The organism is Shinella fusca (genome assembly GCF_014203155.1).
GTDB lineage: Bacteria > Pseudomonadota > Alphaproteobacteria > Rhizobiales > Rhizobiaceae > Shinella > Shinella fusca.
Window position 1 is genome coordinate 1 of the sequence record NZ_JACHIK010000003.1, and the last position, 17456, is coordinate 17456.

Genomic DNA, 17456 nt, shown 5'->3' on the forward strand with positions numbered 1-17456 from the left:
AACGGCCACCTGCCTGCATCGGCCGGGATGCGCATCCCGGCCGATGCAAGCAAGTAAACCACATCTCATCCACACAAGCCCGAGGATGACGGAGGAGAGGAGAAGGCGACCTACAAGTTGCTCGGCGGTCGTCGGGCTATCGGGCGATGATCCCCCGCTCGTCACGACGACGGGTTGGAGGCTTCCACCACGGCAAGGGCGGCCATGTTGACGACGCCGCGGGAGGTGACCGACGGCGAGAGGATGTGGGCAGGCATGGCGGCGCCGAGGAGGATGGGGCCGACATGCAGGCTGTCCGTCGTCATCTTCACCACGCCGAGCGTGATGTGGGCGGCGTCGAGGTTCGGGAAGACGAGGAGGTTGGCTTCGCCCGTCAGCGCCGAATCCGGCATGACGCGCTGGCGCAGTGCCTCGGAGATGGCGGCATCGCCGTGCATTTCGCCGTCCGCCTCCAGCGTCGGGTCCATCTTGCGCACGAGTTCCATGGCCCGGCGCATCTTGAAGGCGCTTTCCGAATCGCGCGAGCCGAAGTTGGAGTGCGAGACGAGGGCGGCGCGCGGCGTGATGCCGAAGCGGCGGATTTCGTGTGCCGCCATCACCGTCATCTGCGCGACGGCTTCGGCCGTCGGCTCGCAGGTCACGTAGGTGTCGGTGAGGAACATGGCGCCGCGCTGGGAGATCAGCAGGCTGAGCGCCGAGAAATCGAGCGCGCCGTCCTTCTTGCCGATGATCTGGCTGACGTCGCGCAGGTGCCGGGCATAGCGGCCCTCGACGCCGCAGATCAGCGCATCGGCCTCGCCGCGCTTGACGGCGAGCGCGCCGATGACCGTCTGGTTCGTGCGCACGATCGTCCGCGCAGCTTCCGGGGTGATGCCCTTGCGGCCGACGATGCGGAAATAGTCGTCGACATAATCGCGGTAACGCGGATCGTCCTCGGGGTTCACCACCTCGAAGTCGGTGTGCGGGCGGATGCGCAGGCCGTAGCGCTTGAGGCGCGTTTCGATGATATGCGGGCGGCCGATGAGGATCGGCCGGGCGATCTCCTCCTCCAGCAGCACCTGGGCGGCGCGCAGCACGCGCTCGTCCTCGCCCTCGGCGAAGATCACGCGCTTCTTCTCGGCCTTCTTCGCCGCGGCGAAGATCGGTTTCATGATGAAGCCGGAGCGCCAGACGAAGCGGTTGAGCTGGTCGAGATAGGCGTCGAAATCGCTGATCGGGCGGGAGGCGACGCCGGTCTCGGCGGCCGCGCGCGCCACGGCCGGCGCGATGCGCAGGATGAGCCGCGGGTCGAAGGGCGAGGGGATGAGATAGTTCGGGCCGAAGCTCGGCGTGTCGCCGGAATAGGCGCGGGCGGCGACGTCCGACACTTCCTCGCGGGCGAGCGCGGCGATGGCGCGCACCGCCGCCATCTTCATCTCCTCGTTGATCGTGCGCGCGCCGCAATCGAGCGCGCCGCGGAAGATGTAGGGGAAGCAGATGACGTTGTTGACCTGGTTGGGGAAGTCCGAGCGGCCGGTGCAGATCATCGCGTCGGGGCGGGCGGCGCGCGCCTCCTCCGGCATGATTTCCGGCGTCGGGTTGGCGAGCGCCATGATGAGCGGCTTTTCGGCCATGCGCTGGAGGAGTTCCTGCTTCAGCACGCCGGCGGCCGAAAGGCCGAGGAAGACGTCCGCCCCGTCGATGCTTTCGGAAAGGGCGCGCTTGTCGGTCTCCTGCGCGTAGACGGCCTTCCACTGGTCCATCAGCGCCTCGCGGCCCTTGTAGACGAGGCCCTCGATGTCGTGGACCCAGATGTTCTCCACCTTCGCGCCGAGGGCGACGAGCTGGTTGAGGCAGGCGAGCGCCGCCGCGCCGGCGCCAGAGGCGACGATCTTGGCCTCGTGCAGCGACTTGCCGGCGAGCTCCAGCCCGTTCAGCACCGCGGCGGCGACGATGATGGCGGTGCCGTGCTGGTCGTCGTGGAAGACGGGAATGTCCATCTTCTCGCGAAGCTGGCGCTCCACCTCGAAGCATTCCGGCGCCTTGATGTCCTCGAGGTTGATGCCGCCGAAGGTCGGCTCCAGCGCGGAGATGACCTCGACCATCTTGTCGACGGTCGGCGCGTCGATCTCGATGTCGAAGACGTCGACGCCGGCGAATTTCTTGAAGAGGACGGCCTTGCCCTCCATCACGGGCTTGGAGGCGAGCGGGCCGATATTGCCGAGGCCGAGCACGGCCGTGCCGTTGGAGACGACGGCGACGAGGTTGGAGCGGGCCGTGTAGTCGGCGGCGGTATCCGGATCGTCGCGGATGGCAAGGCAGGGCGCGGCGACGCCCGGCGAATAGGCGAGCGCCAGGTCCCGCTGGTTGCCGAGCGGCTTGGTGGGCGTGATCTCCAGCTTGCCCGGGCGGGGGTGACGGTGGAAGAAGAGGGCCTGCTGGTCGATGTCGCCGCTCGCTGGGCCGTTCTGCGTCCTCGATTTGTCACCCGTGCTCATGTCGTCCTGCCCTGTATCGTTTTTCCTGCGACCTTTCCGGACATGGAAACGCCGCGACGTGAAGTTTTACGAGTCTTCCATAAAGCCGCAATCGGCGCCCCGTGCAATGGCTATTTGTCGATCGAAATTGCATAGGTGTGTCATCAATCTGAAACAGGAGTCTGGTTTTCAACGGGATGAAAGGCGCCCCTTCGGACGACGATCGCGGCGGCCGGCCACCCGGAGACAGATGCATGACCGCGACCCCCGCCAATCCCGACGTCCGCCACTTCCGCACGCTCTTCATCTCGGACCTGCATCTCGGCTCGAAAGCGGCCAAGGCGGACTTCCTGATCGATTTCCTGCGCCACCACGAGGCCGAGACCATCGTGCTCGTCGGCGATATCGTCGACGGCTGGCGGCTGAAGCGCAACTGGTACTGGCCGCAGGCCTTCAACGACGTGACGCAGAAGTTCCTGCGCAAGGCCCGCAAGGGCACCCGCATCATCTACATTCCCGGCAACCACGACGAGTTCCTGCGCGATTTCCCCGGCACGCATTTCGGCGGGGTGGAGGTCGCCGACCGCATCATCCACGAGGCGGCCGACGGGCGGCGTTATCTCGTGCTGCACGGCGACGAGTTCGACGTGGTGGTGCGCCATGCCCGCGTCGTCGCCTATCTCGGCGACTGGGCCTATGACGCGGCGATCGCGATCAACGTCGTCTTCGCCGCCGTCCGCCGCCGGCTCGGCCTGCCGTACTGGTCCTTCTCCTCCTGGGCCAAGCAGCAGGTGAAGACGGCGGTGAACTTCATCGGCGAGTTCCAGAAGGTGGTGGTCGAGGAGGCGCGGCGCAACGATGCCGACGGCGTCATCTGCGGCCATATCCACCATGCCGTCATCACCGAGATCGACGGCATCCGCTACATCAACAGCGGCGACTGGGTGGAAAGCTGCACGGCCATCGCCGAGCACCATGACGGCAGGATGGAGCTGATCACCTGGCAGAAGGTGGCAAGCCGGCCCGCCGAGGTGGTGCCGGTCTTACGCGACATGCCGGCGCTGGCCGCGCCCGAGGCCGCGTAGCGCCGGGCGGGCTTGGTAGAAATAGCGGATTGGCGGGCATGGGCCGGCGTGCTAGAGCCGGCAGCGTTCCAACGCAGGTTCCCCGCCAATGACGTCCCCTTCCGGGTTTTCCCCGACCGCCGGCGCGCCGCCGTTCTTCGCCGTGCGCATCGCGCTCGTCTTCTGCGCGCCGATGATGGTCAACGGCATCGCGCTGCCGTATTTTCCGGTCTGGCTCGAAACGCTCTCGATGAACGATTTCGAGATCGGCATCGTGCTGGCGGTGCCGCTCTTCATCCGCGTCTTCACCGCGCCGGTCGCCGGCGTCATCGCCGACCGGCTGGGCGAGCGCTCCATCGTGCTGTTGTGGTCGGGCGTGCTGTCGCTCTCCACCGCGCTTGCGCTGTTTGCGGCGGGCGGCTTCTGGCCGGTCCTTCTCCTCTACACCCTGCAGGGCGCGGTCTATTCGCCCTATGTGCCGATCACCGACGCCATCGCGCTTTCCGGCGTCAGGCGCTGGAATTTCGACTATGCGCGGATGCGGCTGTGGGGCTCGCTCGCCTTCATCTTCGCCACCATGGCCGGCGGCTGGCTCGCCGGGCTCTACGGCGGGGGAATGGTGCTTCCGGCGATGGCCGCCGCCTTCGTGCTGACGGTCTTCGGCGCGCTGATCGTGCCGAAGATCGGCAAGCCGCGCCGGCCGTCGCCGATTGCCGCCATCGCCTCGGTGCCGGCGGGCGGCACGCTCCGCCAGCGCGACGTGCAGCTGATGCTGATCGGCGTCTCGCTGGTCAATGCCAGCCATGCCATGCTCTACGCCTTCTCGGTGATCTACTGGCGCAAGCTCGGCTTCAGCGGCACGGATATCGGCATCCTGTGGAGCGTCGGGGTCCTGGCCGAGGTGATCCTCTTCCTCTTCGCGGTGCGCCTGCGTCGCCGTTTCAGCCTGTGGTCGATGATGATCTTCGGCGCGATGATGGCGGTGGGCCGCTGGCTCGTCTTCCCGCTCGACATGGGTTTTGCCGGTTATTTCGCGCTGCAATGCGCGCACGCCTTCACCTTCGCGATCCTCCATGCGAGCGTGCAGAGCCGTCTCGTGGAGCGGGTGGCGGAAGAGCAGGAGGCGGCCGCGCAGGGCCTCTATTTCTTCTACACAGGCATCTTCATGGCGCTCGCCACCTTCGTCTCGGGCTATGCCTACAACTGGTACGGCGTGCACGGCTTCTACCTGATGTCGGCGATTGCCGCGGTGGGGCTCGCCTTCGTCGTCGCCGGGCGCGTTGCCGCGCTTGCGGCCGGCGATCAGCCCCAGAGGGCGGCTTCCGGCGGATAGACGTCGGAGCCGTCATAGTGGAGGCCCGGCACTCTGTCCTCCGCGAGCAGCAGCGGGCCGTCGAGGTCGACGAAATCGGCGTCCTGCGCCAAAAGCACGGCCGGCGCCATGCCGAGCGAGGTGCCGACCATGCAGCCGACCATCACCTTGAGGCCGTGCGCGCGCGCCGCCGCGCGCAGCGCCAGCGCCTCCGTCAGTCCGCCGGCCTTATCGAGCTTGATGTTGATCGCGTCGTAGCGGTCGGCAAGGCCCGCCACGTCCTCCGTACGGTGCACGCTCTCGTCGGCGCAGACCGGGACCGGGCGCGCATGCCCGCGCAGCGCCGCGTCATCGCCGGCCGGAAGCGGCTGCTCGACGAGGGCGACGCGCGTCTCCGCGCACAGCGCGAAATGACGGGCGAGGTTTTCCGGCCGCCAGCCCTCGTTGGCATCGACGATGATCGCGCTTTGCGGCGCCCCGGCGCGCACGGCCCTGAGGCGCGCAGCATCGTCCGGCGTGCCGACCTTGATCTTCAGGAGCGGACGCCATGCCTCCCTGGCGGCCTGCCGCTCCATCGCCTCCGGCTCGCCGAGCGAGAGCGTATAGGCGGTGACGAGCTTGTGCGGCGCCGCGGAGCCGAGCACCTGCCAGGTCGGCACGCCCGACAGCTTGGCCTCGAGGTCCCAGAGCGCGCAGTCGACGGCGTTGCGTGCGGCGCCCGCCGGCATGAGGTCGAGAAGGTCCTCCCGGCCGACGCCGTCCTCGATCGCGCCGCGCATCGCCTCGATGGAGGCGAGCACGCCCTCGACCGATTCGCCGTAGCGGGCATAGGGCACGCATTCGCCGCGGCCGACGACGCCGGAGGCGCCGATGGTGCAGGTCACCACCTCGGCCTTCGTCTTGGCCCCGCGCGAAATGGTGAAGGTCCCGGCGATCGGGAAGGTTTCCGGGATGGCGAGAAGGCTTCGGCGCATGGGATCATCCTGACGGACCTCAAAAAAATCGAGGCGGGAAGGGAGCTTTTGCCGGTTCGTTCGGTGACAGACGGCCGGCGAGCCGGTAAGACAGGCGCATGTTGTCCCAAGCACGGGAAGATGCAAGAGACTTGACCGCCGCCGCCTCACCCGAGATCACGAGCGAGAGCCTGCCGGACAGGGACGGGGAGATCTGGCGTCTCTCCGGCCCCTGGATCAACACGACCGCCGTCGCCGCCGCCAAGCGCCTCGCGGACATGGCGAAGGGCAACAAGGGCAAGGGCCCGCTCGAGATCGATCTTGCTGGCGTCAGCGAGATGGACACGTCCGGCGCCTGGCTCCTGCGCCGCGCCATCACCGAGCGGCAGGCCGGCGGGGCCGAGGTGAACGTCACCGACCGCCAGGGCGCACGCTATGCCGACCTCGTCGGCGCGCTGCCGGCCGAGCTTGCCGAACCCAACAGGGACAAGGCGAAGCGCGGCACGCTCTTCGAGCGCCTCTTCACGCCGGTCGGCCGCATCATGGTCGACGTGTGGAACGACGCGGTCGCGGCCATGTTCATCCTCGGCTCGGCGGTGCGCGGTGCGCAGCTGAAGCTCGGCCGCAGGAGCGGCGTTTCCCCTGCCGCCATCGTGCACCAGATCGACCATATGGGGGTGCGCGCCGTGCCGATCATCCTGCTGATGTCCTTCCTCATCGGGGCGATCATCGCCCAGCAGGGCGCCTTCCAGCTCCGCTATTTCGGGGCGGAGGTCTTCGTCGTCGATCTCGTCGGCATCCTCCAGCTTCGCGAGGTGGGCGTGCTGCTCACCGCCATCATGATCGCCGGCCGCTCGGGCAGCGCGATCACCGCCGAGATCGGCTCGATGAAGATGCGCGAGGAGATCGACGCGCTGAAGGTGATGGGCCTCAGCCCCATCGGCGTCCTCGTCTTCCCGCGCCTCGTGGCGCTGACGGTGGCGCTGCCGCTGCTGACGATCCTCGCCAATTTCGCCGCGCTCGGCGGCGCGGCCTTCGTCGCCTGGTCCTATTCCGGCATCACCTTCGACACGTTCCAGTCGCGCCTTCGCGAGGCCATCGACCTTTCGACCGTGGTCTCGGGCATGATCAAGGCGCCGTTCATGGCGCTGATCATCGGCATCGTCGCCTCCGTGGAGGGCCTGAAGGTGGGCGGCAGCGCCGAATCGCTCGGCCGCCACGTCACGGCCGCCGTGGTGAAGGCGATCTTCGTCGTCATCCTCGTCGACGGCCTCTTCGCCATGTTCTACGCCGCCATCGATTTCTAGGGACGCATATGGATCCGGCTTCGGCAAAACAGGACGAGGTGGTGCTGTCGGTCAAGGACCTGACGGTGGGCTTCGGCAGCCATATCGTCCTCGACAGGCTCAACCTCGATATCTACCGTGGCGAGATCCTCGGCTTCGTCGGCGCCTCGGGCACGGGCAAGTCCGTGCTGATGCGCACGGTGCTGCGCCTCCTGCCGCGCCGCTCCGGCACGATCCGCATCTTCGGCACGGATTTCGACAAGGCGAGCGATGCCGAGCGCATGGCGCTGGACATGAAGCTCGGCGTGCTCTTCCAGCAGGGCGCGCTCTTCTCCTCGCTGACGGTGAAGGAGAATATCCAGGTGCCGATGCGCGAATATCTCGACCTGCCGCAGGCGATGATGGATGACCTCGCGCGGCTGAAGATCGAGCTGGTGGGCCTTGCGCCGGAGGCCGCGGACAAGTTCCCCTCCGAGCTTTCCGGCGGCATGATCAAGCGCGCGGCGCTTGCCCGGGCGCTGGCGCTCGACCCGGCGCTGGTCTTCCTCGACGAGCCGACCTCCGGCCTCGACCCGATCGGCGCTGCCGAATTCGACGAGCTGATCGCCAAACTGCGCGACACCCTCGGCCTCACCGTGTATATGGTGACTCACGACCTCGACAGCCTGTTTTCGGTGTGCGACCGCATCGCCGTGCTCGGGCAGAAGAAGGTTCTGGTCGAAGGCACGATCGAGGACATGCTGGCCTTCGACGATCCGTGGGTGCAGTCCTATTTCCAGGGCAAGCGCGCGCGATCGATCGTGCGAAAGACGTGAAGGACGAGCCGGGACCCGTTCGGCCCCGGCGAATGGAGCTGCGAGTACCGATATGGAAACGAAAGCCAACTACGCCCTCGTCGGCTTCTTCACCGTGCTGGTCATCGCGGCCGCCTTCTTCTTCGTCTACTGGATGTCGCAGTACGGGCGGGGCGGGGAGATGGCGCAACTCGCCATCCGCATCCCGGGCTCGGCCAACGGCCTTTCCGTCGGCTCGCCGGTGCGCTTCAACGGCATCCCGGTCGGCTCCGTGCGCAGCCTTGCCATCGACAAGGACGACCCGCGCTTCTCCATCGCCATGACGGAGGTCTCCACCAGCGCGCCGGTCAAGAAATCCACCTCCGCCGTGCTGGAAGTGCAGGGCCTCACGGGCGCGGCCTATGTCGAGCTTTCCGGCGGCAAGGCGGACGATCCGAACATCCTGCGCCAGGCCTTCGACACCGACACGGCGGCCGTGCTCGACGCCGAGCAGTCGAGCGTGACGAACATCCTGTCCACCGCCGACAAGATCCTCAAGCGGGCCGATGCGGCGATCACCGATATCCAGGGCTTCGTCGCCGACGCGCGCGGGCCGCTGACCACGACGATCAGGAACGCCGAGCAGTTCTCCGGCTCGCTCGCCCGCAACGGCGAGAATATCGACCAGTTCCTGCAGAGCGTCGGCGGGCTTTCCGACACGTTCAAGAACCTTTCCGGCCGGCTCGACACGGTGCTCGCCTCGGTCGATTCGCTCGTCAAGGCGGTCGATCCGGAGAAGGTCGATGATTTCGTCGGCAATGTCGACAAGGTCAGCAAGGACATCGCCGCCGCGTCCGGCGACGTGAAGACCACCATGGAGGGCTTCCGCAAGACCGCCGAGACCTTCAAGGCCTTCGGCGAGCGTGCGACGGCGACGCTCGACAAGGTGGACGGCCTCGTGGCCGCCGTCGACCAGCAGAAGGTCAGCGGCGCCATCGACAACATCTCCGTCGCCACCGCCGATGCGCGCAAGGCCATCGCCTCCGTCACGGGCGTCGCCAACAGCATCGGCGAGCGTCGGGAGGATATCGACCAGATCATCACCGACGCCAAGCAGATGGCAAACAAGCTGAACGCGGCCTCCTCGCGCGTCGACGGCGTGCTCGCCAAGCTCGACGGCTTCCTGGGCGAGGGCGATTCCGAATCGCTCTTCGCCGAGGCCAAGGCGACGCTGCAGTCCATCAAGCAGGCGGCCGACACGCTGAACGGGCGCATCGGCCCCATCGCCGACGGCCTGCAGCGCTTCTCGGGCTCGGGCCTTCGCGACGTCGAGGCGCTGGTGCTCGACACGCGCCGCACCATCCAGAACCTCGACAGCGCCATTTCCGGCTTCGAGCGCAACCCGCAGCGCCTGCTCTTCGGCGGCGAGACGGTCAAGCAGTACGACGGGCGCACCCGGCGCTGAGCCGCAAAGTGTGGCGCTATCCCCACAACGGGAAAGAGGCCGCCGACGCACGCGCATTTGTCCGCCCGGTGAGCGGTGACAGGCTGGCGTGCCGCTGCTACACAAGTGGCCTCAGGGTTCGAGGGATGACATGACGGTAACGGGTTTGGAGTTGTTGCGGAACGGGACGGCGGCGCGTGCCGCCCTCATCGCCGTTCTGGCGACGACCCTTGCGGCCTGCGGCAGCGCGCCGGCGAAGAACGACACGTTCAACCTCTCCGCCGTTCCCGCCGTCGAGGGACCTTCGGCGAGGAACCGGCAGATCCTCGTGCCCCAGCCCTCGGCGCTCAAGGCGCTCGACGGCGACCAGATCGTCATCCGCCCGTCGCCCTCGGAAATCCAGTATCTCGCCAAGTCGCAATGGAGCGACAGCCTCTCCAAGATGGTGCAGGCCAAGCTGGTGCAGGCCTTCGAGAATACCGGCCGCGTCGGCGGCGTCGGCATGCCGGGCCAGGGACTGGCGATCGACTATCAGATCGTGACGGATATCCGCGCCTTCGAGGTGCAGACCTCGGGCGCCGACACGGCCGTGGTGGAGATGTCCGCCAAGCTGCTCAACGACCGCAACGGCACCGTGCGGGCGCAAAAGGTCTTCCGCGCCGCCGTGCCGGTCCACGGCACCGGCAGCGTCGCCTTCGTGAAGGGGCTGGATGCGGCCTTCGCGACCGTCACCGCCGATATCGTCGGCTGGACGCTGAAGTCGATCTGACGGGTTCGAAGACTGCCCCTCATCCCGCTGCCGCGACCTTCTCCCCGCAAGCGGGGCGAAGGGAGTATGCCATAATGGTTTCCCCAAAAATCGATGTCGATTTAGAGCAGGGCTTTGCATCTTGCCTCCTTCTCCCCGCTTGCGGGGAGAAGGTGCCGGCAGGCGGATGAGGGGCTATTCTCCGCGCACGCCCTGGATGGCCGAAACCTTCCAGTCGCCGCCGCCCTGGCGCACGAAGGTCCAGATTTCGACTGCTTCCGTGAGCCTGTCCGGATCGCCCGAGACGACGCGGCCGCTGTCACGCTCGCGCATCACGTCGATGCTCTCGTAGCGCATGGCGACGGTGGCGTAGTCGTCCGCGCCCTCCCGCCAGGCTTCCGCGACGTCGCCCTGTACGAGATGGATATCACGCACCTCGTTGCGCAGGCCCCTGGTGGCGTTGTCGCCGATCTCCTCGGCAAGGTAGGACATCGCCTCCGGTGTGGTGATCTGGCGCAGCGTGCGGAAATCCTCCGCCGCATAGGCGGCCTGCAATTCCTTCAGCAAGCTTTCGAACCGGTCGAGGTCTGCCTGCTTGATGCCGATCTCGTCGCCCGACTGCGACTGCGATGCCGCCTGCCGCTGGCCGCCACCGATGCGCGGGATCTCGAAATCGGAGCTGCCGTTCTGGTAGGGGCTGCGGGCGTTGCTTCCGGCATAGGCCGGCGCGCTCCGCTGGGCGAAGAGACGGCGCAGGAAGACGAAGAGGCCGGCGATGATCGCCACCTGCAGGATGAGCCCGAGGAAGCCCACACCGCCGCCGAAGCCATGGCCGAGCAGCATACCGAAGAGGCCGCCGAACATCAGCCCGCCGAGGAGCGAGCCGCCGAAGCCGCCGAAAAGGCCCGGCCGCCCGCTGCCGAAGGGCGTGTTGCGGCCGGCCGAGGGCTGCGCGGACTGCTGGCGCGTCATCGTGCGGTCGATGGGCAGGGCCTCCGTCGGTGCCGTGCGCGTCGTGGACGGCATGGAGAAGGTGCGGCTGCCGCGGCTGCCGAAACCGCCGCCGGCGCGGCGGGCATCGGCGACATCCACCGTCGTCGCCACCGTCATCAGCGCTATCGCCAGCACCGCCATCACGCGCCTGAAACCATGTCTTCCCATCATGCCTGTCTCTCTTTCTCTGCCGCCCCGCGGGCGTGTCGAAAGGCATATAGAGGGCGGGGATGGGAATTTTAAGGTTTCGCATACGCGAAAGACGGCAGAGAGGGCGGTGGTAGAGATGCGGAGGGCGAAAAACAGAACGGCCGCCTCGAGGGCGGCCGTCTTTGTCTCGGGGGCGGGCCTGCTCAGTTGAAGCGGCCGGCGGCGTGGGCGAGCATGGTGTAGACCTTGCCCGTGTCGGAGGTGAGGTAGGTCTGTGTCATCACCTTGTCGCGGTCGTTGCGGGCGACGTCGGCGAGCAGCTTCTCGAAATCCGAGATGTAGCGGTCGACCGCGGTGCGGAACTCCGGCTCGCGCTCGTACTTGCGCTTGATCTCGTCGAAGGTCTGCTGGCCCTTCAGCGTGTAGAGGCGGCGCGTGAAGACGTCGCGCTCGCCGCGCTGGTAGCGGCGCCACAGGTCGACCGAGGCGTCGTGGTCGATGGCGCGGGCGATGTCGACCGACAGCGAGTTCAGCGATTCGACGACGTGGCGCGGGTTGCGGGCGTCCGTGGGGCGGGCCGCCTGGGCTTCGCCGCGCGGCTGGCCGAACTGGGCTTCCTCGCGCGAGACGGCGCCGCGCAGGAGATCGCGCATCCAGCCGCCTTCGCCGGCCGTCTTGGCGTCGGCCTCGGCGGGCAGGGGCTGCGCGCGCTGCGGCCCGGTGGCCGTTGCCGCACGCTCGATGCCGAGGCTGCCGCGCAGGGCCGGCTGCTCCTCGCGGCGCTGCTCGACGCGGGGCTGCTGCTGCACCGGCTGCTGGACGGCGGCAGCCGCGTGAACGGCCGGCCGCGAGACTTCCAGCGCCGAGGACGACTTGCCGATGATATCGGAAAGGTCCTGCAGGGCCTTGATCTGCTCGGAGACGGCGCGGCGCATCTGGGCCGCGTTCTCCTTGGCTTCCTCCGGCAGGTCGAAGGCGCCGCGCTTGAGTTCGCCGCGGGTCTGGTCGAGTTCCTTGCGGATCTCGCTCGCCGCGCGGCGGATTTCCTCGGTGGCGCCGGAGAACTTGCCGATGGCTTCTTCCACGGCCTCGCGCATCGCGTCGCGCATGACGGCCGTGGCGGTCTCGGCCTTCTTGCCGGATTCGCCGAGCAGGCGGTCGACATCCGACAGCGAGGCGCCGACGCTGCCGCGCAGGCGGTTCGCCACTTCCTTCGTCCGCTCCTCGGCGCGCACGAAGGCGCCCTCGACGGACTGGCCCGCTTCCTCGCCGGCCTTGACCAGCGAATCCCGCAATGTGCTGGCGGCGGCCTCGGCGCGCTTTTCGGTCTCGCCGAGGATGCGGCCGACTTCGGCGAACGAGCTCTGGATGCCGCCGCGCAGGTTGCCGGCGATCTGGTTCGAGCGTTCCTCGGCGCGGCTGAAGGCGCCTTCCACCATGCCTTCGAGCGACTGCATCGTCTTCTCGATCTCTTCCGACCGCTGGACGAGGCCGATGGAGAGCGAACGCAGCGCGTCCTGGCGCTCCTCGAGCGTCGAGACGAGGTTGGACTGGGCGGCCGCGAGCAAGTCGGAGGCCTGCGACAGGATCTTCGAGTGATCCTCGAAGCGCCCGACGATGCCGCCGATCTGCGAGAGCGTGCCGGCGGAGATGTCGGAGAGGCGGTCGACCTTGCCTTCGAGCAGGCGCGAGGTGGTTGCGACCATGTCGGAGGCGCGCTCGGCCGAGTTGGTGAAGCGCTCGGCGGTGTTGGTCAGGCGGCCGTCGATGGCGCCGAGCGTCTGGCTGGCGGCGTCGACGATGCCGGCGATGGCGCCGTTGCTTTCCGAAAGGCGCTCGATCAGGCTTTCGACATTCGCCTGGAGGCCGCTTTCGATGGCGCGCATGGCGCCGGCGGCTTCTTCCGTGCGGCTGGTAATGGCGGCGAGCGTGTCGGCCGTGCGGGCGGAGATCGCGTTGATGAGCGCGGCGTTCTCGTTTCGCAGCCGGTCCGCGCTCTCGCGGGCGACACCGCTGATGCGCTCGGCGGCTTCGCGGCCGACGGCGGCATAGTCGTCGATGACCGGGCGGGCTTCCTCGTTGATGAGGCGCGAGAGTTCTTCCGTGCGGCTTGCCAGCATGGAATTGAGCTCGCGCGTGCGCTCGTCGAGCGTCGAGCGGATGGAGGCGCCACGCGTTTCCAGCGCCTTCTCGACATCGCCGAGGCCGGAGCGCAGCGACTGGGCGTGGTTTGCCAGCCGGCCTTCCGTTTCCGCAAAGCGGGCGACGGCGGAAGTGGTGGTTTCCTCGATGGCGCGGGTGAAGGCCTCGTTGCGGGACGAAAGGTTCTCGGCGAACTCTTCGCCGGTCTTGGCGATGGTCTCCGCGACGCGCTGGGCTTCCACGCCCATGTCCTGCGCCGCGCGCGAGACCGCGCCACGCAGCGAGGAGGAGAGGCTGGCGAATTCCTCGCCGGTCTTGGCGAGCGACTGGGCCGAGCGGATCGCTTCGGCATCCATGTCCTGCGCGGCCTGCGAAACGGCTTCGCGCAGGGTCAGGGCGAGGCCGGCGGCCTTGCCGTCGATGGTGCGGTTGACGCTGTCGAGGCCGATGGTGAGGGCCTTGTCCATCGTGCCGAGGCGTTCCTCGATACGGCCGGTCTTCTCGTCGATGGTGGCGGCGATGCGCTCTGCGGCCTCGCCGGAGACGCGCTCGATGTCGCCGACGCGGCTGGCGAGCGTGCCGTCGATGCGGGCCGCAGCCGCGCCGGCGATGCGTTCGATCTCGCCGGCCCGCTCGGTGAGCGTGCCTTCGATGCGTTCCGCGGCTTCCCCCGTCACGCGCTGGATTTCGCCGAGGCGGCCGGAAAGCGCGCCTTCGATGCGGCTTGCGGCATCCGTGCTGACGCGCTCGATGTCGCCCACGCGGCCGGCAAGCGCGGCGGCGATGCGCGCCGTCGTCTCGTCGCCGATACGGTCGACTTCGGCGATCGGGCGGGAGAGGGCGTCGGAGACGCGCAGCGACACGTCGCCGCCGACCCGGTCGAGATCGGCGAGACGCTCGGCAAGCGTATCGGAAATGCGCGAGGCGGCCGTGTCGACGATGCCGGAGACATTCTCGACGCTGTGCTCGATGCGGGCCTCCAGCTTGCCGAGGTTTTCCTCGAGCCGGCTGCCGGTCGTGTCGAAGCGGTTCGCCACGCTGTCGACCGTCTGCTCCATGCGGGCGCTGAAGGCGTCGGCGGCCTCGGCGATCTTGGTGGAGGTCTCGCCGAGGCGTTCGGCAACGGCGCCGGCGCTTTCGCGCACGCGCTGGTCGAGCAGGGCGGCGCTGCCGTCGATGGTGCGGCGCAGGTTCTCCTCGTGCTGCTCCAGCGACATTTCCAGCATGCCGGCGCTGGTGGCGATCGACGTGCCGATGGAGGTCGCCTGGTCGTTCAGCGTCTCGGTGATCTGGCTGCGGCCTTCGGCAATCGCCACGTTGATGGCGTTGATGCGGTCGTCGAGCGTGGCGCGGATCTGCTCGTGGGTTGAGACGAGCGAGCCGGCAAGCTCGGAAGCGCGGCCCGAAAGGGCTTCCGCGATCTCGGCGGCGCGGCCGGAGAAGGCCTCTGCGAATTCGGCGGCCTGGCCGTGCAGGACGCCGCCGAGCTCGCGGCTGCCTTCGGTGAGCACGCTTTCCACGCGGTCGGCGGCCGTGTCGATGGCCGACTGCATGGCGCCGGCGCTGTTGGAGAGCACGGAGGCAAGGTTCGCCGTGCGGCCGGTGATGACCTCGTCGATCTGGCGGGCGGCGCCGGTCAGCGCGGTCTCGACGCGGCTTGCGGCCGAGCCGACCGACTGTTCGAGCTGGCTGCCGGTGTCGTTCAGCATGGACGAGAGGGCGGCGGTGCGCTCGGTGAGCGCGCTGTCGAGGCGGTTGTGGCTGGCGGCGATGGTCGAGGTGATCTCGTCGGCGCGGGCGCCGAGCGCTTCTTCCATGCGGGCCTGGGCGGCCTGGATGTCGGTGGCGATCGCCGTGCCGCGGCTGTCGAGCGCATCCACCAGGCGGCGCTCGCTGCCGGAGATGCTTTCGGCGAGCGCATCCGCGCGGGCGCCGAAGCCGTTCTCGATGCGGTCCTGCACCTCGGCAAGGCCCCCGAGCAGGGCGGCGGATTTTTCCGAAAGGACCGCGCCCATGCGCTCATGCGCGCCGCCGACGGCGTTGGTGATGGCGTCGGCATGGCCGGATACCGCGCTTTCCAGCACTTCCTGGCTGGTGGCGAGCGTCGTCGCCAGCGCGAAGGACTGGTCAGTCAGCGTGCTGCCGAGGCGGTCGATGCTGGTGGTGAGGATGCCGTCGATCGCCTCGCGGCCGCTGGCGACCGTCTCGTTGATCCGGGCAAGGCTCTCCATCAGCTTGGAATCGAGCGAGCCGGCGCGCTGGTCGAAGGCATTGGCGAATTCCTCGACGCGCTGGTCGAAGGCGCCGGCGATCTGGCCGATGGTCGTCTGCAGGCGTTCGTCGAAGAAGCCGGAGCGCAGGTCGAGGTCCATGACCGTGTCGTCGGCGGCGTTCTTGAGGCTCTGGCGGAACTGCGCACCCTTTTCGTCGAGGGCGGCGTTCATCGACTGGAGCACATGGTCGAGGCCGCTGGTGACGGCGTGCTGGCCGATGGACAGGCTCTCGCTGATCTCGCGGGTGCGGGCGATCAGCGTCTCGTTGAGCTGCTTTGCGCGCTCGTTGAGGGCGGCGTTCAGCTTTTCGGTGTTGATGTCGAGCGAGGTGGCGCGCGTCTCGAACTGCTGGAGCAGGTCGCGGCCGCGCGAATCGAGGCTCTGCGTCAGATGTTCGAGCCGGGTGTCGAACTCGTTGGCGAGCGCCACGCCCGAGGAGCTGAGGGTCGACAGCAGGCTGTCGGTGCGGGCCGAAAGCATGGCGCCGATGGTCTGCGTCGCGCTGTCGGACTTTTCCATCAGCATGGCGGCGCGGGTGTCGAGCATGGAGGCGAAGGCCTCGCCCGAGGTCGCAAGGCGCGCCGTGATGCTCTCGCCGGCGCTCGCCAGCTCGTCCTTGAGCTGCTCGTGGGCGCCGGAAATGGAGGAGCGGATGCGCTCGGCATGGCTGACGATGGCCTCGCGCTCGGTGCCCAGTTCCTGCACCAGCGTGCGCACGCGCATTTCATTGTCGGAATAGCTGCGCTCGAGTGCGTTGACTTCCGAATGGACGAGGGTTTCGAGCTCCGTCGCGCGGGCGATGGTGCGCTCGATGCCTTCGTTCATGGCGGAAACTTCGCGGCGCACGGCCTGGCCGACGGACATGATGCGGTCGGTGGCGACGGTCTCCGGCTCGGAGAGGCGAAGGGCGACTTCTGCCATGGAGCGGGCGGCGCTGCGCAGTTCGTGCGCACGGGCGATCATGATCGCGAAGGCGAAGAACAGCATGATCGGCATGACGATGGCGACGACCATGCCGATGGCGCCGGGAAGGGCGAGGAGATCGGCGACCGAGCGGATCTGCCAGATCTGCGGGGCATAGAGGAGGTTGGCGACGCCGAGGCCGCCGACGATCCACAAGACCGAGGCGAGGATCGCCATGCGGACCGGACCGCGCGAGGAGCGCATGTCGAGCGACTTGAGGATTGCCGCCGGCGCCTTGCGCGAGCCGTCGTTGGCCGGCGTGAAGGCGGGCGCCTTCGGGGCCGGTTCGGGGGCGAGGGTGCGCGGGGTCTCGCCGGAGGCCGGCTTTTCCTGCGTCTTGTTGGAACGGCTTGCAGGTTCAGACACGCGGGCCTCCGAAGCGCTGTTCTTCGCGGGCGTGTCCTTGACGGGTGTGTCGGGCGCCAGATCGTCGAAATCGATCTTCAATGCTTCTTCAAGGGCCTGGAAGGCCTTGTCGTCGATCGACTCGGTGGGCTTGTTCGTCGCCATGCGGATACGCCTCGTTACCATGTCCGGGAACGGTCTTCCTGCGCGCCGCCGCTGCTCAGCCGCATTGGAACCGTCCGGTTGGCGGCCGGTCTTGCTGCAAACCCTCATGGCAAGCAGCGTCCGGACCGCCGTTCATTCCAAATTCGCTCGATAAACCGAAACGGTGAAACGGTGTATCTCCGCGCACGGTTTATCCACCGGGACTACCCGGTCGTATCGTAGTGACACATTAGCCTGTATCACACAATTCATTGCCATCTCCCTTCGCCCGAAACTTAACAGGAAGTTAAAATCCGGCGATTCCGTATCGCGATGGAATGCTTGCGAAAATGGCAATTTTTCAGCCGTTAACCATAGTTTGCGATTCATGCCCATTTTGCGCCGTCTTT

At 67.7% G+C, this 17456-nt stretch carries 10 protein-coding genes; 6 read left to right on the top strand and 4 right to left on the bottom strand.

What is annotated here, in order from left to right:
- Positions 1-161: 161 nt before the first annotated feature.
- On the bottom strand, positions 162-2477 hold the full coding sequence (locus HNQ66_RS04525; RefSeq protein WP_184141352.1) for an NADP-dependent malic enzyme: 2316 nt from the start codon (positions 2475-2477) through the stop codon (positions 162-164).
- Between the two features lie 233 nt (positions 2478-2710).
- Between HNQ66_RS04525 and HNQ66_RS04530 the strand changes: the two genes are divergently transcribed.
- Positions 2711-3541: a UDP-2,3-diacylglucosamine diphosphatase gene (locus HNQ66_RS04530; protein ID WP_184141353.1), complete on the top strand. Its 831-nt coding sequence runs from the start codon at positions 2711-2713 to the stop codon at positions 3539-3541.
- 88 nt (positions 3542-3629) lie between these two features.
- Positions 3630-4853 carry an MFS transporter gene (locus tag HNQ66_RS04535; protein WP_184141355.1) on the top strand — a complete coding sequence of 408 codons (1224 nt, stop codon included), beginning with the start codon at positions 3630-3632 and terminating at the stop codon, positions 4851-4853.
- Here HNQ66_RS04535 and dgcA read toward each other — a convergent pair.
- Entirely contained in the window at positions 4823-5806 is a 984-nt protein-coding gene (dgcA, locus tag HNQ66_RS04540; protein WP_184141357.1) for an N-acetyl-D-Glu racemase DgcA, read from the bottom strand. The genes HNQ66_RS04535 and dgcA overlap by 31 nt on opposite strands.
- Positions 5807-5904: 98 nt before the next feature.
- On the opposite strand from dgcA, the gene HNQ66_RS04545 reads away from it, so the two are divergent.
- From HNQ66_RS04545 to HNQ66_RS04560, 4 genes are all read left to right on the top strand, one after another.
- Complete coding sequence (locus HNQ66_RS04545) at positions 5905-7092, top strand: ABC transporter permease (protein WP_184141359.1); 1188 nt, start codon at positions 5905-5907, stop codon at positions 7090-7092.
- 8 nt (positions 7093-7100) lie between these two features.
- Positions 7101-7886, top strand: a complete 786-nt coding sequence (locus tag HNQ66_RS04550) for an ABC transporter ATP-binding protein (RefSeq protein WP_184141361.1) — start codon at positions 7101-7103, stop codon at positions 7884-7886.
- A gap of 52 nt (positions 7887-7938) precedes the next feature.
- On the top strand, positions 7939-9309 hold the full coding sequence (locus HNQ66_RS04555) for an MlaD family protein (RefSeq protein WP_184141363.1): 1371 nt from the start codon (positions 7939-7941) through the stop codon (positions 9307-9309).
- A gap of 130 nt (positions 9310-9439) precedes the next feature.
- Positions 9440-10057 carry an ABC-type transport auxiliary lipoprotein family protein gene (locus HNQ66_RS04560; RefSeq protein ID WP_184141365.1) on the top strand — a complete coding sequence of 206 codons (618 nt, stop codon included), beginning with the start codon at positions 9440-9442 and terminating at the stop codon, positions 10055-10057.
- Between the two features lie 174 nt (positions 10058-10231).
- Here the strand turns inward: HNQ66_RS04560 and HNQ66_RS04565 are convergent, their stop codons facing one another.
- The gene (locus HNQ66_RS04565) at positions 10232-11197 is read right to left on the bottom strand and encodes a Tim44 domain-containing protein (protein WP_184142201.1); all 966 of its coding nucleotides are present in this window, start codon (positions 11195-11197) and stop codon (positions 10232-10234) included.
- A gap of 185 nt (positions 11198-11382) precedes the next feature.
- Positions 11383-17067 carry an apolipoprotein A-IV repeat region-like domain-containing protein gene (locus HNQ66_RS04570; protein WP_184142203.1) on the bottom strand — a complete coding sequence of 1895 codons (5685 nt, stop codon included), beginning with the start codon at positions 17065-17067 and terminating at the stop codon, positions 11383-11385.
- Between the last annotated feature and the right edge of the window lie 389 nt (positions 17068-17456).

What these genes read in the sequence shown, in the direction of transcription:
- HNQ66_RS04535 (WP_184141355.1), top strand. Translation starts at nt 3,630, where the DNA reads ATGACGTCCCCTTCCGGGTTTTCCCCGACCGCCGGCGCGCCGCCGTTC.
- HNQ66_RS04530 (WP_184141353.1), top strand. Translation starts at nt 2,711, where the DNA reads ATGACCGCGACCCCCGCCAATCCCGACGTCCGCCACTTCCGCACGCTC.
- HNQ66_RS04570 (WP_184142203.1), bottom strand. Translation starts at nt 17,067, where the DNA reads ATGGCGACGAACAAGCCCACCGAGTCGATCGACGACAAGGCCTTCCAG.
- HNQ66_RS04525 (WP_184141352.1), bottom strand. Translation starts at nt 2,477, where the DNA reads ATGAGCACGGGTGACAAATCGAGGACGCAGAACGGCCCAGCGAGCGGC.
- HNQ66_RS04545 (WP_184141359.1), top strand. Translation starts at nt 5,905, where the DNA reads ATGTTGTCCCAAGCACGGGAAGATGCAAGAGACTTGACCGCCGCCGCC.
- HNQ66_RS04565 (WP_184142201.1), bottom strand. Translation starts at nt 11,197, where the DNA reads ATGGGAAGACATGGTTTCAGGCGCGTGATGGCGGTGCTGGCGATAGCG.
- HNQ66_RS04555 (WP_184141363.1), top strand. Translation starts at nt 7,939, where the DNA reads ATGGAAACGAAAGCCAACTACGCCCTCGTCGGCTTCTTCACCGTGCTG.
- HNQ66_RS04550 (WP_184141361.1), top strand. Translation starts at nt 7,101, where the DNA reads ATGGATCCGGCTTCGGCAAAACAGGACGAGGTGGTGCTGTCGGTCAAG.
- HNQ66_RS04560 (WP_184141365.1), top strand. Translation starts at nt 9,440, where the DNA reads ATGACGGTAACGGGTTTGGAGTTGTTGCGGAACGGGACGGCGGCGCGT.
- dgcA (WP_184141357.1), bottom strand. Translation starts at nt 5,806, where the DNA reads ATGCGCCGAAGCCTTCTCGCCATCCCGGAAACCTTCCCGATCGCCGGG.